We start from the raw sequence: 23,594 nt of genomic DNA, 5'->3' as shown, positions 1-23,594 counted from the left end.
AGCCATATTCCTGAACGATATGAAAACTGATGAAACAATTCTTTTTGGGTTTATGAAAAACTCATTACCCTGAAAGGACCAACATCACGGCGATTAGACCTTGGTCGTAGACATATGTGGTTACGATTGACTTATCGGTCACGGTACGGCGCTAATCGCGCATCTTAGGATCCCGGGCGCACGACCCAGGACCAGGAACACAAGAATTAGAAACGAGAGGAGCGAAACAATGAACAAGTCCACCTTGGCCCTGGCCGTGGCCGTAGGGGTTATGGCGCAGCAGGCAGGCGCCGCCGGTTTCATCGAAGACAGCAAGGCCACCCTGGGTCTGCGTAACTTCTACATCAATACCGATAACCGCAACGGTACCTCCGAGCCAAGCCGCAACGAAGAGTGGGGCCAAGGCTTCGACCTGCGTTTCACTTCCGGTTATACCCAAGGCACCGTCGGCTTCGGTATCGATGCCATCGGCCTGCTGGGCGTGCGTCTGGATTCGGGCGGCGGCACCAACGGCAACGTAGCCGCTAACGGCAACCCTGGCACCGGCTACGGTGGCACTGTGTTCCCGAGCGAGTCCAACGGCCAGGCCGTGGACAACTTCTCCAGCCTGGGCCTGACTGCCAAAGCCAAGATCTCCCAGACTGAACTGCGCCTGGGCACTCTGCAGCCAAAACTGCCGGTCATCGTGACCAACGACGGTCGTCTGCTGCCACAAACCTGGCAGGGTGGCCAGATCACTTCCGGCGACATCAAGGACCTGACCCTGGTGGGCGGTCAGATCGAAGCCGTTAAAGGTCGTAACTCCAGCAACAACGAAAACATGGCCATTGCCGGCGCAGCCGTGCGTACCGTGAACAGCAACAAGTTCATCTACGGTGGTGGCGACTACAAAATCACCAAAGACCTGACTGCCCAGTACTACTACGGCAACCTGGAAGACTTCTACAAGCAGCACTTCCTGGGTCTGCTGCATAACTGGGCGATCGGCCCTGGCGTATTGAAGTCCGATTTGCGTTACTTCAACAGCCGTGACGATGGTGCCAACGGCCACGATCCGCTTTACTACACGTCCGGTAACTACAGCAACAACGCGACGGGTAAAGGCAAGGTTGACAACAATCTGTACAGCGGCCTGTTCCTGTACACCGTTGCCGGTCACACCTTCGGTGGTGGTTACCAGGTCAGCAACGGCAGCAGCGACTTCCCTTGGCTGAACCAAGGCGACGGTTCGTCGGCTTACATCACTACCGATATGCAGATCGCCAAGTTTGCCCGTGCCGGCGAACGCACTTGGCAAGCTCGCTACTCGTATGACTTCGCTAAGGTAGGCGTTCCAGGCCTGACCGCCGGTGTCGTTTACCTGCGTGGCGACGATATCGATACCAACCGCGCCAGCGCCACCGTGCCTGCCGGTAACAACAACAGCGAGTGGGAACGCGACCTGACTGTTGCTTACGTGGTGCCGGAAGGTCCGCTGAAAAACGTTGGCGTGATGTGGAAAAACGCTTCGTTCCGCACCGGCGTTCCAGGCCAACGCGACCAGGACGAAAACCGCCTGATCCTCAGCTACTCGATCCCGCTGTTGTAATAGCGCTCGCGTAACCGCTGAAAAAAAGCCCCGCCCGGCATCACGCCGGGCGGGGCTTTTACACTTCAGCGCGAAGTCACCCCCGTAATCCCGCGCTGAAATCCCCTCTTTTTGCAGCAACTCAAGGCCTTCTCGAACCTCGAACGCGATAGTCCTCGCGATGGCCTGGCAGGTCCAGTGAACAGATCTTTAATATTCATTAATGATCTAATAATGTCTTTATTTATTCTTTTTATCAGATCCAGAATACGGGCTACAGTTGAGTTCTACCCTTCACTCATCAGGAGCCCACCATGAGCATCAGACTCGGCGACATCGCCCCCGATTTCGAACAGGATTCCAGCGCTGGCACTATCCGTTTCCACGAGTGGCTGGGCGATAGTTGGGGCGTGCTGTTTTCCCACCCGGCGGACTTCACCCCGGTGTGCACCACCGAGCTGGGCTTCACCGCCAAGCTCAAGGACGAGTTCACCAAGCGCGGGGTCAAGGCCATCGCGTTGTCCGTCGACCCGGTGGATTCGCACCACAAGTGGATCGGCGACATCAACGAAACCCAGAACACCGTCGTCAACTTCCCGATCCTGGCCGACGCCGACCGCAAGGTCTCGGACCTGTACGACCTGATCCACCCCAACGCCAGCGACACCCTGACCGTGCGTTCGCTGTTCGTGATCGACCCGAACAAGAAGGTGCGGCTGACCATCACCTACCCGGCGAGCACCGGGCGCAACTTCAATGAAATCCTGCGTGTGATCGATTCGCTGCAACTGACCGACAACTACAAGGTGGCGACCCCGGCCAACTGGCAGGACGGTGATGAAGTGGTCATCGTGCCGTCGCTCAAGGATGAAGATGAAATCAAGCAGCGTTTCCCTAAAGGTTATCGCGCGGTGAAACCGTACCTGCGCCTGACGCCGCAGCCGAACAAATAGTTCGCCCATATTTATTGGCGCTTCTGATATCGCTTTCGCGAGCAAGCCCGCTCCCACATTGGATCGCGTTTCATCTGTGGGAGCGGGCTTGCTCGCGAAGACGGCGTCACAGGCACAGCGGCATTCAGATTGAATGGTGCTCATAAAGCAGGGGAATTTCAGGCCGTTTCGACGGCCTTTTTTTCGTCTCGAGAAAAGTGGCGATATATCTCTTTATCGAATAACCAAATGAATAAATATGATTTAAAGATATATGAATGACCTGTTAAGGTCTCTCCATCGAAGCGAGATCGCACACTGCGAATCGCCTGCACCGTTCAAGGAATCGTCTGAAATGCTGGTCGTCTCACTCGGTGGCAGTCCCAGCCAACGCTCCCGTTCCGGGGTGCTGCTGGAGCGCTCCCAACGCTGGTTGCAAGCGCAGGGTGTGGAAGTGGTGAGTTACCAGGTACGGGACTTCCCGGCCGAAGACTTGCTGCACGCACGGTTCGACAGCCCGAAAGTGCTCGATCTGTTGCAACAGATCGAAAACGCCGACGGCCTGTTGATTGCCACCCCGGTGTACAAGGCGTCGTTCTCCGGCGCGTTGAAGACTGTGCTGGACCTGCTGCCGGAGCGCGCACTGGCGCACAAGGTGGTGTTGCCCATGGCCACGGGTGGCAGCATCGCCCACATGCTGGCGGTGGATTACGCCCTCAAGCCGGTGTTGTCGGCCCTCAAGGCCGAAGAGCTGTTGCAGGGGATTTTCGCCGTCGACAGCCAGATCGCCTATGGCGAAGGCAGTGTCGCGGCGCAATTGGCGCCGGAACTGGAACACCGCTTGAACGAGTCGCTGGAACTGTTTTTCGGCGCCATGGCCCGACGGCCCAAGCCGCTCGATCCGAATCTGTTGAATGACCGTCTGTTGAGTGCTCGCTGGAGCATTTGAGCCACACCCGAATTTGATCCACTCACCTTACTCAGCCGTCAACGGCCAAGCAGGTGCAGCCAAAACCTCACTGCAAAAAGGAGAGCGCTATGCGCACTGTCATTTTGCGTCGCGGTCTGGTCGCTCTGTTTGCAGCGGCTGTGTCCTTCGGCGCCATTACTCAAGCTCAAGCCGAGACCCTGCGAATCGGTTATCAAAAGTACGGCACCCTGGTGCTGCTCAAGGCCAAGGGCACGCTTGAAAAGCGCCTCGCCGCCCAGGGCGTGGACGTGCAATGGACTGAATTCCCCGGTGGGCCGCAATTGCTCGAGGGCCTGAACGTCGGTTCCATCGACTTCGGCGTGACCGGCGAGACACCGCCGGTGTTTGCCCAGGCTGCCGGTGCCGACCTGCTCTACGTGGCCTACGAGCCGCCCGCGCCGCACAGCGAAGCCATCCTGGTGCCCAAGGACTCGCCGATCAAATCGGTGAAGGACCTCAAGGGCAAGAAAGTTGCGCTCAACAAAGGCTCCAACGTGCACTACCTGCTGGTTCGCGCACTGGAAGACGCTGGCCTCAAGTATTCCGACATCCAGACCGTGTTCCTGCCGCCCGCCGATGCCCGCGCCGCGTTCGAGCGTGGCAGCGTCGATGCCTGGGTGATCTGGGATCCTTACCAGGCCGCCGCTGAACAGCAACTGCAAGCGCACACCCTGCGCGATGGTCAGGGCATCGTCGACAACCACCAGTTCTATCTGGCCACCAAGCCCTACGCACAGAAAAACCCCGAGGTCATCAAGGCCCTCGTGGACGAAGTGCGCGCCGTCGGCGAATGGTCCAAGGCCAACCCTGAAGACGTGACCCAACAGGTCGCGCCGCTGCTCGGCCTGCCCGCCGACATCACCCTGACGTCGGTGAAGCGCCAAGGCTACGGCGCGCTGTTCCTGACCCCTGAAGTGGTCGCCGCGCAACAGAAGATCGCTGACAGCTTCTTCCAGCTCAAGCTGATTCCAAAGCCGCTGAGCATCAAGGACGTGATCTGGACACCACCGGCCGCCGTTGCCAAGGCGCAGTAACTCGATTCCCCAAGGAGACCACTCCATGAGCCTCAATATTTTCTGGTTCCTGCCTACCCACGGCGACGGCCATTACCTTGGCACCGCCGAAGGCGCTCGCGCCGTGGACCACGGTTACTTGCAGCAGATTGCCCAGGCGGCGGATCGCCTGGGTTTCGGCGGGGTGCTGATCCCGACCGGTCGTTCCTGCGAAGACTCGTGGCTGGTGGCGGCGTCGCTGATCCCGGTGACCCAGCGCCTGAAATTCCTCGTCGCCCTGCGCCCCGGGATCATTTCCCCGACGGTGGCGGCGCGGCAGGCAGCGACCCTGGATCGTCTGTCCGGTGGCCGTGCGCTGTTCAACCTGGTGACCGGCGGTGATCCGGATGAACTGGCGGGCGACGGTCTGTTCCTGACTCACGAAGAGCGCTACCAGGCCTCGGTGGAGTTCACCCGGATCTGGCGACGTGTGCTGGAAGGCGAAACCGTGGATTACGACGGCCAGCACATCAGCGTGAAAGGCGCCAAACTGCTCTATCCGCCGCTCCAGCAACCGCGTCCGCCGCTGTATTTCGGCGGTTCGTCGGAAGCGGCGCAGGATCTGGCGGCGGAGCAGGTGGAGATGGTCCTGACCTGGGGCGAACCACCGGCCGCCGTGGCTGAGAAGATTGAACAAGTGCGGGCCAAAGCCGCAAAGCTGGGGCGTACCGTGCGGTTCGGCATTCGCCTGCATGTGATCGTGCGCGAAACCAATGACGAAGCCTGGCAGGCGGCGGATCGCCTGATCTCGCACCTGGACGACGACACCATCGCCCGTGCCCAGGCCTCCCTGGCGCGCTTCGATTCGGTCGGCCAGCAGCGCATGGCGGCCCTGCACGGCGGCAGTCGCGACAACCTCGAAGTCAGCCCCAACCTGTGGGCCGGCGTCGGCCTGGTGCGCGGTGGCGCGGGCACGGCGCTGGTCGGCGACGGCCCGACCGTGGCCGCCCGCGTCAAGGAATACGCGGACCTGGGCATCGACACGTTCATCTTCTCCGGTTATCCACACCTGGAAGAGTCGTACCGCGTCGCCGAGCTGCTGTTCCCGCATCTGGACATCGAGCGTCCCGAGTTGCCGAAAGGCGCCGGGTACGTCAGCCCGTTCGGCGAGATGATCGCCAACGATGTACTGCCCAAAGCCGCGTCCCAGAGCTGAGGCCTGCCATGAAGAAACTTATCCACAACCTGGCGCCCTGGGCGTTGCCGGTGTTGCTGCTGGCGGTGTGGCAGTTGTCGGTGTCGGCGGGCTGGTTGTCGACACGCATTCTGCCGGCCCCCATCGCAGTGATCGAAGCCGGGGTGAGCCTGGTCAGCAGCGGTGAAATCTGGACCCACCTGGCGATCAGTGGCTGGCGTGCGGCGCTGGGCTTCGCCATTGGCGGCGGCATCGGCCTGGTATTGGGCTTCATCACCGGTCTGTCGAAGTGGGGCGAACGCCTGCTCGACAGTTCGGTGCAGATGATTCGCAACGTGCCGCACCTGGCGCTGATCCCCCTGGTGATCCTGTGGTTCGGCATCGATGAGTCGGCGAAGATCTTTCTGGTGGCGCTGGGCACGCTGTTCCCGATCTACCTCAACACCTATCACGGCATCCGCAATGTCGACCCGGCGCTGGTGGAGATGGCGCGCAGTTACGGCTTGTCCGGCTTCAGCCTGTTCCGCCAGGTGATCCTGCCGGGTGCGCTGCCTTCGATCCTGGTCGGTGTGCGCTTCGCCCTGGGCTTCATGTGGCTGACCCTGATCGTTGCCGAAACCATTTCCGCCAGCTCCGGCATCGGTTACCTGGCGATGAATGCCCGGGAATTCCTGCAGACCGACGTGGTGGTGCTGGCGATTCTGATGTACGCGGTGCTCGGCAAGCTGGCCGACCTCGCGGCCCGTGGCCTGGAGCGCGTATGGCTACGCTGGCATCCGGCCTATCAGGTCGCCAAGGGAGGTGCCGCATGACCGCTCAACAACCTCCACGCCTGCTGCGCGGTATTCCGCTGGCGGTGCGCAAGCTGCAGAAAACCTTCGGTTCGCGGCAGGTCCTGCGCGAGATCGACCTGCACATCCCGGCGGGGCAGTTCGTGGCTGTGGTCGGGCGCAGCGGTTGCGGCAAAAGCACCTTGCTGCGCTTGCTCGCCGGCCTCGACCAGCCCACGGGCGGCGAGTTGCTCGCCGGCTCCGCGCCGCTGAGCGCTGCCCGGGAAGACACGCGGTTGATGTTCCAGGAAGCGCGCCTGCTGCCGTGGAAAAAGATCATCGACAACGTGGGCCTTGGGCTCACGGGCGATTGGCGGCCCCAGGCGTTGCAAGCGCTGGAATCGGTCGGGCTGGCGGACCGCGCCCATGAATGGCCGGCCGCGTTGTCCGGCGGTCAGAAGCAGCGGGTGGCGCTGGCTCGCGCACTGATCCACCAACCGCGCCTGCTGCTGCTCGATGAGCCGCTGGGCGCGCTGGATGCCCTGACCCGAATTGAAATGCAGCAACTGATCGAGCGGCTCTGGCAGCAGCATGGCTTTACCGTGTTGCTGGTGACCCACGACGTCAGTGAGGCGGTGGCGATTGCCGACCGGGTGATCCTGATCGAAGACGGGGAAGTCGGCCTCGACCTGCAGGTGGAACTGCCGCGCCCTCGGGTTCGTGGTTCCCATCGGCTGGCGTCGCTGGAAACCGAAGTGCTCAACCGCGTCCTCGCGCTGCCCGGCGAACCGCCGGAACCGGAACCTGTTTCACCCTTGCCTACGCAATTGCGTTGGGCCCAGTAACTCAAAGTTCATCCAACGACAGGAATCAACACCATGACTATCAAGGCCATCAACGTTCGTAACCAGTTCAAAGGCTCGATCAAGGAAATCGTGCTGGGCGACGTGCTGTCGGAAATCGACGTGCAGACCGCTTCCGGCATCGTCACGTCGGTGATCACCACCCGCTCGGTCAAGGAGCTGGAACTGGTGGTCGGCAGTGAAGTGATCGCGTTCGTGAAATCCACCGAGGTGTCGATCGCCAAGTTGTGATCGCGTGCGGTACACACGGCCCCGAATGGCTTGAGCCCTTCGGGGTTTTCATGTGAGTGAGTCAGTCAGTCGGTGGCGCTCCCATCGCGAGCAAGCCCGCTCCCACAGGAGATTTCAGTGGCCACAGGTTCTGTGCCCGGCGCAAAACCACGGTGGGAGCGGGCTTGCTCGCGATGGGGTCCGTCGAGCCAATACGAATCTCAGCGCTTGGGCAGGTAAGGCGGCAGATACAGCCCCAGGTACGCATCAAACACCCGCATCCCTTCCTCGGCCATGCGTGGGGTGATCTGCCCGTGCTGCTGCACCGCGCGCGCGTAGACGCGATCACCGAGCTCCATGGCCAGGGCGAACACATCGACATCGTCGGGCAACCTTGGCAATTCGAAGTGATGGTCGAACAGCTTGTGCATCAGGTCGCCGAGTTCGATGTCGTGCTGGCGGTCGGCCTGGGTGACTTCGGTCAGCCCGTGCTGGGCGAGGATAAGCTGGCGGGCGGCGGCGTCCTGGCCGTAGATCTCGAGCATCCGCTGCTCCACCAGCCGCGAGAGGTCACGCCAGTCCTTGAGCGTCCCGTGGTCGATAGGCGCTTGCAGGCAGGCGCGAAAGGCGGCGTGGACGTCGGCGGTCAGCGCTTCGAGCAGCGCCGGGACACTGGCGAAGAAGTGATAGACGGAGGAGGGCGGAATCTGCGCGCGCTCGGCCACGCTGTAGATCGACAGGCTGCTCACGCCCTCGGCGGCCAGCAGCGTGCGGGCGGCATCGAGTATCGAATCGATCCGCGCCTGGCTGGCGGCGCGGGGTTTGCGTGGGGTGGCGGCGCGTGTCATTGGGCTCTCCTGCGGGGCAGCGGGCATTGTACGAGGCGGGTTGTGAGTTGTCTCGTAAGCCGCCTTCGCGAGCAAGCCCGCTCCCACAGGCGATCGCATTCCAATGTGGGAGCGGGCTCGCTCGCGATCCGCCGAAGGCGGCCATAAAAAAACGCCGCAGGCGGTGAGGCCTGCGGCGTTTTTCCTGACTGCAACCGCTTACACGGTATGCAGGTACCAGTTGTACTCGAGGTCGGAGATGGAGTGTTCGAACTCCTCCAGCTCGCTCTCTTTGCACGCGACGAAGATATCGATGTATTTCGGATCGATGTACTTGGCCATGACTTCGCTGTCGTCCAGCTCGCGCAAGGCATCGCGCAAGTTGTTCGGCAGGCTCTGCTCGTTCTGCTCGTAGGAGTTGCCTTCCACGGGCGCGCCCGGCTCGATCTTGTTGGTCAGGCCGTGGTGCACGCCCGCCAGGACCGAAGCCATCAGCAGATACGGGTTGGCGTCGGCGCCGGCAACGCGGTGCTCCAGGCGAACCGCGTCGGCGGAGCCGGTCGGAACGCGCAAGGCCACGGTGCGGTTGTCCAGGCCCCAGCTTGGCGAGTTCGGCACGTAGAACTGGGCGCCGAAACGACGGTACGAGTTGACGTTCGGGCACAGGAAAGCCATCTGTGCCGGCAGGGTCTCGAGCACACCGCCGATCGCGTGACGCAGCGCGGCGTTCTGCTCGGGATCCTCGCTGGCAAAAATATTTTTGCCGTCTCGGTCCAGAATCGAAATGTGAACGTGCAAACCATTGCCTGCCTGGCCGGGGTACGGCTTGGCCATGAAGGTGGTGTCCATTTCATGGTCGTAAGCGATGTTCTTGATCAGGCGCTTGAGCAGCACCGCGTAGTCGCAGGCCTTGATCGGGTCGGCCACGTGGTGCAGGTTCACTTCGAACTGCGCTGGGGCACTTTCCTTGACGATGGCGTCAGCCGGAATGCCTTGCTCCTTCGCACCTTCGAGGATGTCCTGGAGGCAGTCGACGTATTCGTCGAGGTCGTCGATCAGGTAGACCTGTGTCGAGTGCGGGCGCTTGCCGGAAATCGGCGAGCGGGGAGGTTGCGGGCGACCGTTCACGTTCTCCTGGTCGATCAGGTAGAACTCCAGCTCGAACGCGGCGCAGATGGTCAGGCCCAGATCGTCGAACTTGGTTACAACTTGTCGCAGGACTTCGCGCGGATCGGCGAAGAAAGGTTCACCTTCGAGTTCGTGCATGGTCATCAGCAGTTGCGCGGTCGGGCGCTTCTGCCAGGGCTCATTGCACAGGGTGTCGGGGATCGGATAGCAGATTCGGTCAGCATCACCGATGTCCAGACCCAGGCCGGTGCTTTCCACCGTCGAGCCGTTGATATCCAGGGCAAATAGGGAGGCCGGCAGGTTGATGCCTTTCTCGTAAACCTTGTGGAGGCTGGTGCGTTCGATGCGCTTGCCGCGCACCACACCATTCATATCCGCAATCAGAAGGTCAACGTACAGAACCTCAGGATGTTCCTTAAGGAACACGTTCGCTTCGTTAAGCTGAACGGCACGCGGGGGTACCGACATGATGCAACACCTTTGTTGTTAAAAATATCAATCATTGATCTCTTCGGATTCCAGTCAACCCGAACGGCATGCCGAAGTCAAGCGAGGGCTTTTTTGCCCTAAAAAAGCGCCGGCAAGGCTTTTTTGGAGCACTTTGGGGCGTTTTTATGCCCGCAAGCGCTAGCCCCGGTGCGGGCTTGAGCGGGCCGTGTTGTATTTTTTACGGGGGTGTTGTGTAAAAAAATGAACAAGGCTAAGCTCGATTCAAACCCATAACAGCAATAATACCGGGGTGCTCCATGTCTCGCCTGCCGTTGACCGGCATCGCCGAATGCTCCAAGCAGAACGGCCCGCATGCCTGTCACGATGCCTGTCACGTAAGTGACCCTACGAATGTCCGCGCCACGGCCACAACGACTTCGGGCTCATCGGCGATTTCTGCTTCCCTGACGAAACCCCTGTCGGCGTCCGATATTCTGGACGGCGTTGATGGCACCCCCGTTACGGTTACACCTTTCAATATAGAACCGATTCACAATGGCGGCCTGGCATTCGCTCGGCACGCCAGCGCTCGTGATTCTGCACGCCCGGCACGCACCGTGCACTTGATTGAAAACACGATAGCCTGTCGTTGACCTTAATTTCAACGCGACGCCGATGCGTCAACCCATGGCCTGGCTTGCGATAGCCGGGAAACTCAAAGCCTAGAGGCATTTATGAGTCACAACCTCGACCAGCTCACCGATTGGCTGAAAAGCCACAAGATCACAGAAGTCGAATGCATGATCTCCGACTTGACCGGGATTACCCGGGGCAAGATCTCGCCGACCAACAAGTTCATCGCCGAGAAAGGCATGCGCCTGCCCGAAAGCGTTCTGTTGCAGACCGTGACCGGCGACTATGTCGAAGACGACATCTATTACGAACTGCTCGACCCGGCTGACATCGACATGGTCTGCCGTCCCGATCAGAACGCGGTGTACCCGGTGCCCTGGGCCATCGAGCCCACCGCCCAGGTGATTCACGACACTTACGACAAGCAGGGCAACCCGATCGAGCTGTCGCCGCGCAACGTGCTCAAGAAGGTCCTCAAGCTCTATGCCGACAAGGGCTGGCAGCCGATCGTGGCGCCAGAGATGGAGTTTTACCTGACCAAGCGCAGCGACGACCCGGACTACCCGTTGCAGCCGCCCATTGGCCGCTCCGGGCGCCCGGAAATCGGTCGTCAGTCGTTCTCCATCGAAGCGGCGAACGAATTCGATCCGCTGTTCGAAGATGTCTACGACTGGTGCGAATTGCAGGAGCTGGACCTCGACACGCTGATCCACGAGGACGGCACGGCGCAGATGGAAATCAACTTCCGTCACGGCGATGCCCTGTCCCTGGCCGACCAGATCCTGGTCTTCAAGCGCACCATGCGCGAGGCCGCGCTCAAGCACGACGTGGCGGCCACGTTCATGGCCAAGCCCATGACCGGCGAACCGGGCAGCGCGATGCACCTGCACCAGAGCATTATCGACATGGAGACCGGCAAGAACATCTTCTCCAATGAAGACGGGACCATGAGCCAGCTGTTCCTGCACCACATCGGTGGCCTGCAGAAGCTGATTCCCGAGTTGTTGCCGCTGTTCGCGCCCAACGTCAACTCGTTCCGCCGCTTCCTGCCGGACACCTCGGCACCGGTGAACGTGGAGTGGGGCGAAGAGAACCGCACCGTGGGCCTGCGGGTTCCGGATGCCGGGCCGCAGAACCGTCGCGTGGAAAACCGTCTGCCGGGCGCTGACGCCAACCCTTACCTGGCGATCGCCGCGAGCCTGCTGTGCGGCTACATCGGCATGGTCGAAGGCATGAACCCGAGTGCGCCGGTGGTGGGGCGCGGCTATGAACGGCGCAACCTGCGCCTGCCGCTGACCATCGAGGACGCGCTCGAGCGCATGGAAAACAGCGCGACCATCGAACGCTACCTGGGCAAGAATTTCATCACTGGCTACGTCGCGGTCAAGCGGGCCGAGCATGAAAACTTCAAGCGCGTCATCAGTTCGTGGGAACGGGAATTCCTGCTCTTCGCCGTCTGATGCGCCGGGCGCTGCCGATGTCGAGCAGCGCCTTCACCTGGATTTTTAGGAGATCGGTATGACCAGCAACAACCCGCAAACCCGTGAATGGCAAACCTTGAGCAGTGATCACCACCTGGCGCCGTTTAGCGACTTCAAGCAGCTGAAAGAGAAAGGCCCGCGGATCATCACCAATGCCAAGGGTGTCTACCTGTGGGACAGCGAAGGCAACAAGATTCTCGACGGCATGGCCGGCCTGTGGTGTGTGGCGATCGGTTACGGTCGTGATGAACTGGCCGATGCCGCCAGCAAGCAGATGCGTGAGCTGCCTTACTACAACCTGTTCTTCCAGACCGCCCACCCGCCGGTGCTGGAGCTGTCCAAGGCCATCGCCGACATCGCGCCGCAAGGGATGAACCATGTGTTCTTCACCGGCTCCGGTTCCGAAGGCAACGACACCATGCTGCGCATGGTCCGCCACTACTGGGCGATCAAGGGCCAGCCGAACAAGAAAGTCATCATCAGCCGCAAGAACGGCTATCACGGTTCCACCGTGGCCGGCGCGAGCCTGGGAGGCATGACCTACATGCACGAGCAGGGCGACCTGCCGATTCCGGGCATCGTGCACATCGCTCAGCCGTACTGGTTCAGTGAAGGCGGCGACATGACGCCGGAAGAATTCGGCGTGTGGGCGGCCAACCAGCTGGAAGAGAAGATTCTCGAAGTGGGCGTGGACAACGTCGGTGCCTTCATTGCCGAGCCGATCCAGGGTGCCGGTGGCGTGATCATTCCGCCAGAGACCTACTGGCCGCGCATCAAGGAGATCCTCGCCAAGTACGACATTCTGTTCGTGGCAGACGAGGTGATCTGTGGCTTCGGCCGCACCGGTGAGTGGTTCGGTACCGATTTCTACGGCCTCGAGCCCGACATGATGACCATCGCCAAAGGCCTGACTTCCGGCTACATCCCCATGGGTGGCCTGATCGTGCGCGATGAAGTGGTGGCGGTGCTCAACGAGGGTGGCGACTTCAACCACGGTTTCACCTATTCCGGGCATCCGGTGGCCGCCGCCGTGGCGCTGGAAAACATCCGCATCATGCGCGATGAAAAAATTATCGAGCGCGTCCACGCAGAAACGGCACCGTATTTGCAGAAACGTCTGCGGGAACTGAACGATCACCCGTTGGTGGGGGAAGTGCGCGGTGTTGGCCTGCTGGGGGCGATCGAGCTGGTGCAGGACAAGGCCACGCGCAAGCGTTACGAAGGCAAGGGCGTCGGCATGATCTGCCGCCAGTTCTGCTTCGATAACGGCCTGATCATGCGCGCGGTGGGCGACACCATGATCATCGCTCCGCCGCTGGTGATCACCAGGGCGGAAATCGATGAGCTGGTGGAGAAGGCGCGCAAGTGCCTGGACCTGACCCTGAGTGCGTTGCAGGGCTAAGTGCTAGGCTCTGAGCGGGAGACATGAAACTTTCGCTCAGTGCAGCCATAAAGGGTGGCCTTTCCTTGAAAGACCGCCTCGGATCTTGCCAGACTAGCCGCGGTTCCAGTTGTCCGGGTTCGGCCGCTGAACAAAGTGGTTCAAAAAAGAAAAATTTGGAGCATTAACGCATGAAGGCATTAGGAAAAAAGCTTGCTGGCAAGACTCTCCTCGCCCTGTCACTGATGGGGGTGATGGCGGGTGCGGTGCAGGCGGACGACAAGGTGTTGCACGTCTACAACTGGTCCGATTACATCGCTCCGGACACGATCAAGAAGTTTGAAGACGAGTCGGGCATCAAGGTGGTCTACGACGTCTTCGACAGTAACGAAACCCTGGAAGCCAAGTTGCTGGCAGGCAAGTCCGGCTACGACGTCGTCGTGCCGTCGAACAACTTCCTGGCCAAGCAGATCAAGGCGGGCGTCTACCAGAAGCTGGACAAGTCCAAGCTGCCAAACTGGAAAAACCTCAACACCGACCTGCTCAAGGCGGTATCGGTCAGCGACCCGGGCAACGAACACGCCTTCCCGTACATGTGGGGTTCGATCGGCATCGGCTTCAACGCCGACAAGGTCAAGGCTGCACTGGGTGCCGATGCACCGACCAATTCCTGGGACCTGCTGTTCAAGCCTGAAAACGCCGCCAAGTTGAAGTCCTGCGGGATCAGCTTCCTCGATTCGCCAACCGAGATGATCCCGGTGGCGCTGCATTACCTGGGCTATCCGACCGACAGCCAGGACAAGAAGCAACTGGCCGAAGCCGAAGCGCTGTTCCTGAAAATCCGTCCTTCGATTGGTTACTTCCACTCGTCCAAGTACATCTCCGACCTGGCCAACGGCAACATCTGCGTGGCTGTCGGTTACTCGGGTGACATCTACCAGGCCAAGTCCCGCGCGGCTGAAGCCGGCGACAAGGTGAAAGTCAGCTACAACATTCCGAAAGAAGGTGCCGGCAGCTTCTACGACATGGTCGCCATCCCCAAGGATGCTGAAAACGTCGAGGGTGCCTACAAGTTCATGACCTTCCTGCAGAAGCCGGAAATCATGGCTGAAATCACCAACGCCGTGCGCTTCCCTAACGGTAACGCCGAAGCCACCAAACTGGTGGACAAGGACATCACCAGCGACCCGGGCATCTACCCACCAGCCGACGTGCTGGCCAAGCTGTACGCGATTGCCGACCTGCCGGCCGCGACCCAGCGGATCCTGACCCGCAGCTGGACCAAGATCAAATCCGGTAAGTAAGCACGGATCCTGTACCTGTAGGAGCGAGCATGCTCGCGATGGTCGTCAATGATAACGAGGGGTGTCCGGCACCCCGCGGTATTGCGGCATTCTTTTCGCGAGCATGCGCGCTCCTACAGGGGCATCCATGAGGATTCAGAAGGAAATCTGGATAAAAGTTTTGCCGGATCGGTTTATCGAGGGTAAGTTGCGCGCCGGTTTTGTTGCTGGGCAGGTACGACTGTCATGTAACGCGGGGCAACTTGGGCCCAACTCATTTTAGAGGACCTCCACTTGCCTATTTTTTCTTTGTTGCGCAATGCATTGCTGATCGGCACCGGACTGACCCTGGCTGTCAGTGCCCAGGCCGCTGGCACCGTGCACATTTATAACTGGTCGGATTACATCGGGGAAACGACCCTGGCCGACTTCCAGAAAGAGACCGGGATCAAGCCGGTCTACGACGTGTTCGACTCCAACGAAACCCTGGAAGGCAAGTTGCTGGCCGGGCGCACCGGTTACGACGTGGTCGTGCCGTCCAACCACTTCCTTGGCAAGCAGATCAAGGCCGGGGCTTTCCAGAAGCTCGACAAGTCGCAGTTGCCGAACTATTCCAACCTCGACCCGGCGCTGTTGAAACGCCTGGAACAGAACGATCCGGGCAACCTGTATGCCGTGCCGTATCTGTGGGGCACCAACGGCATCGGCTACAACGTCGACAAGGTCAAGGCCGTGCTGGGCGTCGACAAGATCGATTCCTGGGCCGCGGTGTTCGAGCCGGAAAACATCAAGAAGCTGCAAAGCTGCGGCGTGGCGTTCCTCGATTCCGCCGATGAGATGATGCCCACGGTCCTCAACTACATGGGCCTCAATGCCAACAGCACCAACCCCGACGATTACAAGAAGGCCGAAGCCAAGTTGCTCGCGGTGCGGCCTTACGTGACGTACTTCCACTCATCCAAGTACATCGCGGACCTGGCCAACGGCGATATCTGCGTGGCCATCGGTTTCTCCGGCGATATCTTCCAGGCGAAAAACCGTGCCGAAGAAGCCAAGAAGGGCGTGAACATCGCCTACTCGATTCCCAAGGAAGGTGGCGCGCTGTGGTTCGACATGCTGGCCATTCCAAAGGACTCGGCCAACGTCAAGCAGGCGCATGCATTCATCAACTATCTGTTGAAACCTGAAGTGATTGCGCAGGTCAGTGATTACGTCGGCTACGCCAACCCGAACCCGGCGTCGGACAAACTGATGGACCAGGACATCCGCACCGACGAATCGGTTTATCCACCCCAGGAAGTGCTCGAAAAAACCTACGTGTCCATCGAGCTGCCGCCCAACATTCAACGTTTGATGACCCGCAGCTGGACCAAGGTCAAGTCGGGTAAATAGCGTTCAAGATTCAAACTAACCAAAGTTCGCTTACCTTGCGCGAACTGCACTCTTTTTTGGGGAGTTTCGTAAATGGCAGTTGCCTCCGGCGCCTACAAGAAAGCCCTCGAGGGCGACCAGTCACCTAAGCAGGTGCTGGTCAAAATCGACCGGGTCACGAAGAAGTTCGACGAGACGATTGCCGTGGACGATGTGTCCCTGGAAATCAAGAAAGGCGAGATCTTCGCCCTGCTCGGCGGTTCGGGATCGGGCAAATCCACCCTGCTGCGCATGCTCGCCGGCTTCGAACGACCGACCGAAGGGCGCATTTTCCTCGATGGTGTAGACATCACCGATATGCCGCCCTACGAGCGGCCGATCAACATGATGTTCCAGTCCTACGCGTTGTTCCCGCACATGACCGTGGCGCAGAACATCGCCTTCGGCCTCAAGCAGGACAAGTTGCCCGCTGCGGAAATCGATGCGCGGGTGGCGGACATGCTCAAGCTGGTGCAGATGACCCAGTACGCCAAGCGCAAGCCGCATCAGTTGTCCGGTGGTCAGCGCCAGCGCGTGGCCCTGGCCCGTTCGCTGGCCAAGCGACCGAAGCTGCTGCTGCTCGACGAGCCAATGGGTGCACTGGATAAAAAACTGCGCTCGCAGATGCAACTGGAACTGGTGGAGATCATCGAGCGGGTCGGCGTGACCTGCGTGATGGTGACCCACGACCAGGAAGAGGCCATGACCATGGCCGAGCGCATCGCGATCATGCACCTGGGCTGGATCGCCCAGATCGGCAGCCCGATCGACATCTACGAAACCCCGACCAGCCGCCTGGTCTGCGAGTTCATCGGCAACGTCAACATCTTCGACGGTGAAGTGATCGACGACGCCGAAGGGCATGCGACCATCACCTGCAAGGACCTCGACCGCCAGATCTATGTCGGCCACGGCATCAGCACCTCGGTGCAGGACAAGTCGGTGACCTACGCGATCCGTCCGGAAAAGCTGCTGGTGACGCCAACCATGCCGACCTGCGAGTACAACTGGTCCAGCGGCAAGGTGCACGACATTGCCTACCTGGGTGGGCACTCGGTGTTCTACGTGGAATTGCCGAGCGGCAAGCTCGTCCAGTCCTTCGTCGCCAACGCCGAACGCCGTGGCGCACGTCCGACCTGGGGTGACCAGGTCTACGTGTGGTGGGAAGACGACAGCGGCGTGGTACTGCGCTCATGAACATGCGCAAATTCAAACGCCGCCTCAACCGAATAATTCCCGGTGGCCGTCAGTTGGTCATCGGGGTCCCGTTCATCTGGCTGTTCCTGTTCTTCATGTTGCCGTTCTTCATCGTCCTGAAGATCAGCTTCGCCGAAGCCGACGTCGCCATCCCGCCGTACACCGAGATCTACAGCTTCGCCGAGCAGAAGCTGCAATTGCTGCTCAACCTCGGCAACTACGCCATGCTCGGCGACGATGAGCTGTACATCGCCGCTTACCTCGGCTCTCTGAAGATGGCGCTGATCAGCACCATCCTCTGCCTGCTGATCGGCTACCCGATGGCCTATGCCATCGCCAGCGCCCGCAAGGAACTGCAAACGGTGCTGGTATTGCTGATCATGATGCCGACCTGGACCGCGATCCTGATTCGCGTCTATGCCTGGATGGGCATCCTCAGCAACAACGGCCTGCTCAACGGCTTCCTGATGAGCATGGGCCTGATCGATGAGCCGCTGCAGATCCTCAACACCAACCTGGCGGTGTACATAGGCGTCGTCTATTCATACCTGCCGTTCATGATCCTGCCGCTCTACGCCAACCTGGTGAAGCACGACCAAAGCCTTCTTGAAGCCGCATCCGACCTGGGTTCGAGCACCTTCAACAGTTTCTGGAAGATCACCATCCCACTGTCCAAGAACGGCATCATCGCCGGCTGCATGCTGGTGTTCATTCCGGTGGTGGGCGAGTTCGTGATCCCTGAACTGCTGGGCGGTCCGGAAACCCTGATGATCGGTAAAGTGCTATGGCAGGAGTTCTTCAACAACCGTGACTGGCCGGTGGCGTCCGCCCTGGCAGTGGTGATGCTGGCGATCCTGATCGTGCCGATCATCCTGTTCAACCGTAGCCAGGCCAAAGAAATGGAGGGCAAGGAATGAAGCGCTTCCGTTTTTCCAGCCTGATGCTGGTGTTGGGCCTGCTGTTCATCTACCTGCCGATGCTGATCCTGGTGATCTACTCGTTCAACGCCTCGAAACTGGTGACGGTGTGGGGCGGCTGGTCGATCAAGTGGTACGTCGGCCTGATGGACAACACGCAACTGATGGGCTCGGTGGTGCGCTCGCTGGAAATCGCCTGCTATACGGCGATTGCGGCGGTGGCACTGGGCACCTTGGCGGCGTTCGTCCTGACCCGCATCACCCGCTTCAAGGGCCGTACGCTGTTCGGCGGCCTGGTCACCGCGCCGCTGGTGATGCCGGAAGTGATCACCGGTCTGTCGCTGCTGCTGCTGTTCGTGGCCATGGCGCAGATGATCGGCTGGCCGCAGGAACGTGGCATCGTCACCATCTGGATCGCCCACACGACGTTCTGTGCGGCCTATGTGGCGGTGGTGGTGTCGGCGCGCCTGCGTGAGCTGGACCTGTCCATCGAAGAGGCGGCCATGGACCTGGGGGCGAAGCCGTGGAAGGTGTTCTTCCTGATCACCATCCCGATGATCGCGCCATCGCTCGGCGCGGGCGGCATGATGTCGTTCGCCCTGTCGCTGGATGATCTGGTGCTGGCCAGCTTCGTCTCGGGGCCGGGTTCGACGACCCTGCCGATGGAAGTGTTCTCGGCGGTGCGCCTGGGCGTGAAGCCCGAGATCAACGCCGTGGCCAGCCTGATCCTGCTGGCGGTATCGCTGATGACCTTCCTGGTCTGGTTCTTCAGCCGCCGTGCCGAAGAAGCGCGCAAGCGCGCCATTCAGCTGGCCATCGAGGAAAGCGCTGCCGACTCGTGGAAACAACCGGACGTGCGCCGGGCGCAGGCGCCGCAAGCGGTTTGATCAAGCCATATCCCTGTGGGAGCGGGCTTGCCCGCGAAAGCGGTGGTTCAGCCAACAAACGTGTTGACTATGCCGACCTCTTCGCGAGCAAGCCCGCTCCCACAGGTTTTCCTGCGCTCAGGAAGCCCAAGGCGACCTGCGGATCACTTCAACGAAGTTCATCGGCTTGAACCCCGGCTCCTGATCCACCAGCACATCGGTCTTGACGTTGCCGAACGTGGTTTGCGGACGATGGCGCAAGCCGCCGGCAAAGGCGCAGATGATGCACTCCTTGAAGCCTTCGCCCCGTGGATGCGCATGCACCACTGCCTCGCGCTGGGCGGTGGGAAACGCGGCGTAGTCCATGCCCAGCACATCCATTTCAACACCGGCGGTCACCAGGGCCACGGTCGGGCGCAAATGTTGCGGCACGCCTGGCGTGGTGTGCAGGGCAATCGACAGCCAGACCTGTTCGATATCGTCGTCGCTGAACCCGTAAGGCTTGAGGAACGCTGCGGCGGCGTTGGCGCCATCGACTTCGAAGCGCTCGTTGTCGCTGCGATGCCCTTCGACCAGGCCCAGGTCATGGAACATCGCGCCGACGTAGAGCAGCTCCGGATTGTAGGCCAGTCGCTTGCGCTCGCCGCTCAACGCACCGAACAGAAACACCCGCCGCGAGTGGTGATAGAGCAGGTCAGATTCGATGTCGCGAATGTATTCGGTCGTGGCCTTGGCCAATGCGCTGTCTGGGATCTTGATACCGGCGATGGTGCTGCTCATGCTGCTGTCCTCGGAGGAAACGCCGTGGCGGCGCGGGTGCAGCCAGTCTGTTCCCGGCCCCGGGACCGGACAATCGATCCATGGCTGCGATCCCGGCCAATGAGCGTGCGAATCGCGCCAAGCCTTGGTTGTTGAGTAACCCTGTAGGAGCGAGTATGGTCCGGGCGGCGTTCCGACGATGGAGTCCAACGATGACGTTGGCTGTCTGGTTCCCCGCGTCATCGTTAACGACCATCGTCGGAACACCGCCCGGACCATACTCGCTCCTACCGGAGGGTGTCAGTCATACACACGCATAAAACCATCGCCATCGTCGTGTTTCCCGGAGTGCAGTCACTGGACGTCACCGGCCCCATGGACGTGTTCGCCGAAGCCAACCGTTTTCTTGCGCCAGCGGATCACTATCGACTCGAAGTGATTGGCGTCGAGCGCGGGGTGATGGCGTGCTCCAACGGGCTGGTGCTGCAAGCCCATCGGCATTTCAGCGAAGCCCTGCAGCCTTATGATCTGTTGCTGGTGGCGGGAGGGCCGCAGTTGCCGTCCCTGGATTTCGGCCCGGCGTTCGATGCCTGGTTGCGTGAGGCCAGCGCATTGGCGCAGCGCTTCGGATCAATCTGCAACGGCGCGTTCATGCTCGGCCGCGCCGGGTTGCTCGAAGGGCGAACAGTGACCACGCACTGGCAGGATGCGGCGGCCCTGGCCGCATTGTGTCCATCGACCCAGGTCGAGGCCGACCGCTTGTACGTGCAGGACGGCGAGCTCTTCACCTCGGCGGGTGTCACGGCGGGCATCGATCTGTCGCTGTACCTGCTGGCCAGGGATCATGGGCCGGAGGTGGCCCTGAGCGTGGCCAAGCGGCTGGTGGTGTTCACCCAGCGCTCGGGCGGGCAGTCGCAGTTCAGCCCGTTCCTGACGCCCCACGTCGAGCCGACGTCAGCGGTGGCGAGGGTCCAGCGCTACGTGCAGGCCAACCTGGGCGCCGACCTGACCCTGGCCGACCTGGCGAGTGCGGCCAACATGAGCGCCCGCAACTTTTCCCGGGTGTTCGCCCGGGAAGCCAGGGTCACTCCGGCGCAATTCGTCGAGCGGGCGCGGGTGGACGCGGCGCGGGTGTTACTGGAAAGCACGGCGCTGCCGCTGAAAACCGTGGCGTATGACTGTGGCTTTCGCGATGCCCAGCACATGCGCAGCGTGTTCAATCGTCGGCTGGGGGTGACGCCGCAACAGTTCAGGTTGAATTTTGCGGCGATGGTTTGAAGGGGCCGGGACAGGCGACTAAAACCTATCGTGCCGGCAGCAGCTTCAACGTACTGCGCGCATTCGCCGCCACTTCCTCGTCATTCAGATGCGCCTGGAAGTACAGTCCCTCCACATACGCTTCCGCCTGATCATCAAAATGCCGATCGAACGCAACGCCGCTTTGGCCCACCGGGTTGACGGTCAGGCTGTGGGTCGGGTCGGCGAAGTCGATCAGGCGCCGGGTGGACGGCCCGTAGGTCACCGGCCAGGGCGCCGGGCCGATCTTCGCCGAGAGGTTGTTCGGCACTTCATGCGTGCCGGGCGCAGCGAACGGGCCGACGTTGAAGATGCGGTCGAGCGGCTTCTGCTGCCCCAGTGGATGAGCGTGAGTCAGCGTGTGCGCCTTGCCCCATTGCCACTGCGCGAAGTCGGCGCCCAGGGTGAGTTTGAGGTGCGCGATGCTCGCCTGCCACGCGGCCTTCACCGTGTCGGCGCGGGTTTCCTTGGCCGGGGTGCTGCGGTTGTCCCACCACGGCGAGTCGGCATACGCCGCCAGACGCGGCAGGGCGGCGTCGATGATCCGGGTCGAGAGCAGGGTTTCGAAAAAGTCGTTGCCCAGTTCGTCGCGCATGGCGCTGTCCGCAAGGTTGAACAGAAACTGGTTGAACAGCGTGGCGCTGGTGGACTCCAGCGGGTAGTCACCCTGCCATTGGCTCAGTTGCTCCACCAGTTTGAGTTCGGCGGGATCGCTCACCACTTCACGCAGCACCGGCAACAGCGGCGCGAGCAGGCGTGGCCCGTACGCGGTGGTGGTGCCCAGTTGCAGTTTCTGGCTGGCCTCCAGGTCCCATTTGACCGATTTGTCGCCGAGCTGGCGATGGAGTTGCTGGCCCCGGTCGGCCAAGTTGTAGTAACCCGGGATCTCGATGCCGGTCGGTGACACCGGCTGGAAATTGGCCGAGACGATGTAGCCCCGTGCCGGGTTCTCTTCCTGCGGGTTGGCGCTGAACGGGTAGAAACCGTCCTTGTCCGCGTCGCTGCTGCTGCCGTCGAGGATGAACCAGGGTTTTACCCCCGCCGGGCGCTTGGGCAATTGCGCGGCCGCCCACCAGCCGATATCACCCCGGGCATTGGCCCAGACGATGTTCAGGCCCGGCGCATGGACCTTGGCGGCGGCACTGCGGGCCTTGGCCAGGGTGTCGGCGCGGTTGAGCTGGTAGAAACCTTCGAGGATCGGGTTCTGGCTTTCGAGGAACCCCCACCACATGGCGATCGGCGTCTTGCCGGCGCTGCTGCCCAGTGCATCGTTGACGATCGGACCGTGGGGCGATTGGCGCAACACCAGGGTCACTGGTGCCTGGCCCTTCACGGCAATCTGCTGCTCGTGGGTGATCAGGTCGACCCACTGCCCGCGATACCAGACCTGGTTGGCGTTGTCCGGGTTGACCTTCTCGGCGATCAGGTCGAGGTCGTCGTTCTGGAACATGGTGATGCTCCAGCCGAAGTCGCGGTTCATCCCCAGCGAGGCGAACGGCATCAAGGCCTGGTAATGGCCATAGAGCTCGAAACCCGGGGCCGAGAGGTGCGCCTCGTACCACACCGACGGCACGGAAAAGCGGATATGCGGATCGCCCGCCAGCAGCGGCTTGCCGCTTTTGGTGCGGCTGCCGGCCACCGCCCAGGCATTACTGCCCTCGAACTGCGGCAGGCCGTTGTCGGCCAGGGCCCGCTCGCTCAGGCGGGCGAGGGCGTTGAGGTCCTGCCAGTCGCCGCTGGCCAGTGCAGGCCCGCTGTTGGCGTTGTTCGCCAGCACGCCCTTGGGCTGCCAGTCGAGGTCGAACACATTCAGGTAGTCGGCGCCCAACTGGTCGCGCACATAGGTCAACAAGGGTTCGGTGCGAAACGCCGCCGCAAAGCTGTAGGCCATGTACCCGGCGATGCTGATGGTGTCCAGGGCGGTGAACGGGCGTTTCTGGATGCCCAGTACATCGAACTCGACGGGACTGGCGTGGCTGTCCTGATATTGGTTGATGCCGTCCAGGTAGGCCTGCATGGCGACGAACGCCGGCGACTGCGGATCAAGGCTGGCCAGGTAGGTGTCGGCACGCTCACGAATGCGCAGGGTGCGCATCAACTTGTCGGTGTCGAGCAGTTTCGGCCCCAGCACTTCAGCCAGTTCACCGCGCGCGAGGCGGCGCAGCACTTCCATCTGGAACAGCCGGTCCTGGGCGTGCACGTAGCCGAGCGCGCGGTACAGGTCGGTTTCGTTGTCGGCGCGGATATGCGGTATGCCGCGTTCGTCGTAACGCACGGTCACCGAGCCCTTCAGGTGTTGCAACTCGACCATGCCCTGGCGCGTCGGCTGCTTGCTGTAGACGTAGCCGCCCACGACCACGGCGAGGACGACAACCAGCCCGACGAGCGCAATCAGGAGACGTTTCATGAAGGTTCCTTGTTCTTGTTATGAGTGACGGCAGTTCCCTGGCATCACTGTTTAACACGACCTGTTGAAACGGCCCATCGC

20 protein-coding genes are annotated in these 23,594 nt (G+C 61.2%); 16 read left to right on the top strand and 4 right to left on the bottom strand.

Translation table 11 applies throughout. The features are described from left to right. Nucleotides 1–229 precede the first annotated feature (229 nt). The 8 genes from QIW53_RS16425 to QIW53_RS16390 all read left to right on the top strand — a co-directional run bounded on the left by QIW53_RS16425 (nucleotide 230) and on the right by QIW53_RS16390 (nucleotide 7,520). Nucleotides 230–1,588 (top strand): OprD family porin, encoded by a 1,359-nt coding sequence (locus tag QIW53_RS16425; RefSeq protein WP_371050640.1) that lies wholly within the window; start codon nucleotides 230–232, stop codon nucleotides 1,586–1,588. A 293-nt stretch (nucleotides 1,589–1,881) separates the two neighbouring features. After that, complete coding sequence (locus tag QIW53_RS16420; RefSeq protein WP_371050639.1) at nucleotides 1,882–2,520, top strand: peroxiredoxin; 639 nt, start codon at nucleotides 1,882–1,884, stop codon at nucleotides 2,518–2,520. A 334-nt stretch (nucleotides 2,521–2,854) separates the two neighbouring features. After that, nucleotides 2,855–3,448, top strand: a complete 594-nt coding sequence (gene ssuE, locus QIW53_RS16415) for an NADPH-dependent FMN reductase (RefSeq protein ID WP_371050638.1) — start codon at nucleotides 2,855–2,857, stop codon at nucleotides 3,446–3,448. 89 nt (nucleotides 3,449–3,537) lie between these two features. Then, nucleotides 3,538–4,503, top strand: a complete 966-nt coding sequence (locus QIW53_RS16410) for a sulfonate ABC transporter substrate-binding protein (protein WP_371050637.1) — start codon at nucleotides 3,538–3,540, stop codon at nucleotides 4,501–4,503. Between the two features lie 25 nt (nucleotides 4,504–4,528). Continuing rightward, nucleotides 4,529–5,677 carry an FMNH2-dependent alkanesulfonate monooxygenase gene (ssuD, locus tag QIW53_RS16405; RefSeq protein ID WP_371050636.1) on the top strand — a complete coding sequence of 383 codons (1,149 nt, stop codon included), beginning with the start codon at nucleotides 4,529–4,531 and terminating at the stop codon, nucleotides 5,675–5,677. A gap of 8 nt (nucleotides 5,678–5,685) precedes the next feature. After that, the gene (ssuC, locus tag QIW53_RS16400) at nucleotides 5,686–6,468 is read left to right on the top strand and encodes an aliphatic sulfonate ABC transporter permease SsuC (RefSeq protein WP_371050635.1); all 783 of its coding nucleotides are present in this window, start codon (nucleotides 5,686–5,688) and stop codon (nucleotides 6,466–6,468) included. After that, nucleotides 6,465–7,271, top strand: coding sequence for an aliphatic sulfonates ABC transporter ATP-binding protein (ssuB, locus tag QIW53_RS16395; RefSeq protein WP_371050634.1), 807 nt, complete (start codon nucleotides 6,465–6,467; stop codon nucleotides 7,269–7,271). Before ssuC ends, ssuB begins: the two co-directional genes overlap by 4 nt. 33 nt (nucleotides 7,272–7,304) lie before the next feature. Then, nucleotides 7,305–7,520 (top strand): TOBE domain-containing protein, encoded by a 216-nt coding sequence (locus QIW53_RS16390; protein ID WP_003229256.1) that lies wholly within the window; start codon nucleotides 7,305–7,307, stop codon nucleotides 7,518–7,520. A gap of 200 nt (nucleotides 7,521–7,720) precedes the next feature. Here the strand turns inward: QIW53_RS16390 and QIW53_RS16385 are convergent, their stop codons facing one another. Together QIW53_RS16385 and QIW53_RS16380 are read right to left on the bottom strand one after the other, a co-directional pair. Next, a complete protein-coding gene (locus tag QIW53_RS16385; RefSeq protein WP_371050633.1) occupies nucleotides 7,721–8,347 on the bottom strand; it encodes a TetR/AcrR family transcriptional regulator in 627 nt (208 codons plus the stop codon). Nucleotides 8,348–8,545: 198 nt separating this feature from the next. Further along, nucleotides 8,546–9,922: a glutamine synthetase family protein gene (locus tag QIW53_RS16380; RefSeq protein WP_371050632.1), complete on the bottom strand. Its 1,377-nt coding sequence runs from the start codon at nucleotides 9,920–9,922 to the stop codon at nucleotides 8,546–8,548. 695 nt (nucleotides 9,923–10,617) lie between these two features. Between QIW53_RS16380 and QIW53_RS16375 the strand changes: the two genes are divergently transcribed. From QIW53_RS16375 to QIW53_RS16345, 7 genes are all read left to right on the top strand, one after another. Further along, entirely contained in the window at nucleotides 10,618–11,976 is a 1,359-nt protein-coding gene (locus QIW53_RS16375) for a glutamine synthetase family protein (protein WP_371050631.1), read from the top strand. Nucleotides 11,977–12,034: 58 nt separating this feature from the next. Beyond that, on the top strand, nucleotides 12,035–13,399 hold the full coding sequence (locus QIW53_RS16370) for an aspartate aminotransferase family protein (RefSeq protein WP_371050629.1): 1,365 nt from the start codon (nucleotides 12,035–12,037) through the stop codon (nucleotides 13,397–13,399). A gap of 170 nt (nucleotides 13,400–13,569) precedes the next feature. Beyond that, a complete protein-coding gene (locus tag QIW53_RS16365) occupies nucleotides 13,570–14,682 on the top strand; it encodes a polyamine ABC transporter substrate-binding protein (RefSeq protein ID WP_371050628.1) in 1,113 nt (370 codons plus the stop codon). 273 nt (nucleotides 14,683–14,955) lie between these two features. Next, entirely contained in the window at nucleotides 14,956–16,053 is a 1,098-nt protein-coding gene (locus QIW53_RS16360; protein ID WP_371050627.1) for a polyamine ABC transporter substrate-binding protein, read from the top strand. A 72-nt stretch (nucleotides 16,054–16,125) separates the two neighbouring features. Continuing rightward, nucleotides 16,126–17,268 (top strand): ABC transporter ATP-binding protein, encoded by a 1,143-nt coding sequence (locus QIW53_RS16355; RefSeq protein ID WP_371050626.1) that lies wholly within the window; start codon nucleotides 16,126–16,128, stop codon nucleotides 17,266–17,268. Between the two features lie 35 nt (nucleotides 17,269–17,303). Continuing rightward, nucleotides 17,304–18,185, top strand: a complete 882-nt coding sequence (locus QIW53_RS16350; RefSeq protein WP_371050693.1) for an ABC transporter permease subunit — start codon at nucleotides 17,304–17,306, stop codon at nucleotides 18,183–18,185. Further along, nucleotides 18,182–19,072, top strand: coding sequence for an ABC transporter permease subunit (locus QIW53_RS16345; RefSeq protein ID WP_371050625.1), 891 nt, complete (start codon nucleotides 18,182–18,184; stop codon nucleotides 19,070–19,072). The genes QIW53_RS16350 and QIW53_RS16345 overlap by 4 nt, the downstream gene beginning before the upstream one ends. A gap of 117 nt (nucleotides 19,073–19,189) precedes the next feature. Here the strand turns inward: QIW53_RS16345 and QIW53_RS16340 are convergent, their stop codons facing one another. Next, complete coding sequence (locus QIW53_RS16340; protein ID WP_371050624.1) at nucleotides 19,190–19,831, bottom strand: HD domain-containing protein; 642 nt, start codon at nucleotides 19,829–19,831, stop codon at nucleotides 19,190–19,192. Nucleotides 19,832–20,116: 285 nt separating this feature from the next. On the opposite strand from QIW53_RS16340, the gene QIW53_RS16335 reads away from it, so the two are divergent. Next, on the top strand, nucleotides 20,117–21,088 hold the full coding sequence (locus tag QIW53_RS16335; protein WP_371050692.1) for a GlxA family transcriptional regulator: 972 nt from the start codon (nucleotides 20,117–20,119) through the stop codon (nucleotides 21,086–21,088). A gap of 25 nt (nucleotides 21,089–21,113) precedes the next feature. On the opposite strand, the gene QIW53_RS16330 is transcribed toward QIW53_RS16335, so the two are convergent. Next, complete coding sequence (locus QIW53_RS16330; protein ID WP_371050623.1) at nucleotides 21,114–23,513, bottom strand: penicillin acylase family protein; 2,400 nt, start codon at nucleotides 23,511–23,513, stop codon at nucleotides 21,114–21,116. Nucleotides 23,514–23,594 lie beyond the last annotated feature (81 nt).

This window comes from Pseudomonas fluorescens (assembly GCF_041354075.1).
Taxonomy (GTDB): Bacteria; Pseudomonadota; Gammaproteobacteria; order Pseudomonadales; family Pseudomonadaceae; genus Aquipseudomonas; species Aquipseudomonas fluorescens_CE.
Note: the sequence above shows the minus strand (reverse complement) of the source record. Positions and strands in the feature narration are given on the sequence as shown.

Excerpts from the sequence above, each read along its gene's own strand:
- QIW53_RS16385 (WP_371050633.1), bottom strand. The coding sequence starts at position 8,347 with ATGACACGCGCCGCCACCCCACGCAAACCCCGCGCCGCCAGCCAGGCG.
- ssuD (WP_371050636.1), top strand. The coding sequence starts at position 4,529 with ATGAGCCTCAATATTTTCTGGTTCCTGCCTACCCACGGCGACGGCCAT.
- ssuB (WP_371050634.1), top strand. The coding sequence starts at position 6,465 with ATGACCGCTCAACAACCTCCACGCCTGCTGCGCGGTATTCCGCTGGCG.
- QIW53_RS16420 (WP_371050639.1), top strand. The coding sequence starts at position 1,882 with ATGAGCATCAGACTCGGCGACATCGCCCCCGATTTCGAACAGGATTCC.
- ssuE (WP_371050638.1), top strand. The coding sequence starts at position 2,855 with ATGCTGGTCGTCTCACTCGGTGGCAGTCCCAGCCAACGCTCCCGTTCC.
- QIW53_RS16410 (WP_371050637.1), top strand. The coding sequence starts at position 3,538 with ATGCGCACTGTCATTTTGCGTCGCGGTCTGGTCGCTCTGTTTGCAGCG.
- ssuC (WP_371050635.1), top strand. The coding sequence starts at position 5,686 with ATGAAGAAACTTATCCACAACCTGGCGCCCTGGGCGTTGCCGGTGTTG.
- QIW53_RS16390 (WP_003229256.1), top strand. The coding sequence starts at position 7,305 with ATGACTATCAAGGCCATCAACGTTCGTAACCAGTTCAAAGGCTCGATC.
- QIW53_RS16425 (WP_371050640.1), top strand. The coding sequence starts at position 230 with ATGAACAAGTCCACCTTGGCCCTGGCCGTGGCCGTAGGGGTTATGGCG.
- QIW53_RS16345 (WP_371050625.1), top strand. The coding sequence starts at position 18,182 with ATGAAGCGCTTCCGTTTTTCCAGCCTGATGCTGGTGTTGGGCCTGCTG.
- QIW53_RS16340 (WP_371050624.1), bottom strand. The coding sequence starts at position 19,831 with ATGAGCAGCACCATCGCCGGTATCAAGATCCCAGACAGCGCATTGGCC.
- QIW53_RS16330 (WP_371050623.1), bottom strand. The coding sequence starts at position 23,513 with ATGAAACGTCTCCTGATTGCGCTCGTCGGGCTGGTTGTCGTCCTCGCC.
- QIW53_RS16355 (WP_371050626.1), top strand. The coding sequence starts at position 16,126 with ATGGCAGTTGCCTCCGGCGCCTACAAGAAAGCCCTCGAGGGCGACCAG.
- QIW53_RS16380 (WP_371050632.1), bottom strand. The coding sequence starts at position 9,922 with ATGTCGGTACCCCCGCGTGCCGTTCAGCTTAACGAAGCGAACGTGTTC.
- QIW53_RS16365 (WP_371050628.1), top strand. The coding sequence starts at position 13,570 with ATGAAGGCATTAGGAAAAAAGCTTGCTGGCAAGACTCTCCTCGCCCTG.
- QIW53_RS16370 (WP_371050629.1), top strand. The coding sequence starts at position 12,035 with ATGACCAGCAACAACCCGCAAACCCGTGAATGGCAAACCTTGAGCAGT.
- QIW53_RS16375 (WP_371050631.1), top strand. The coding sequence starts at position 10,618 with ATGAGTCACAACCTCGACCAGCTCACCGATTGGCTGAAAAGCCACAAG.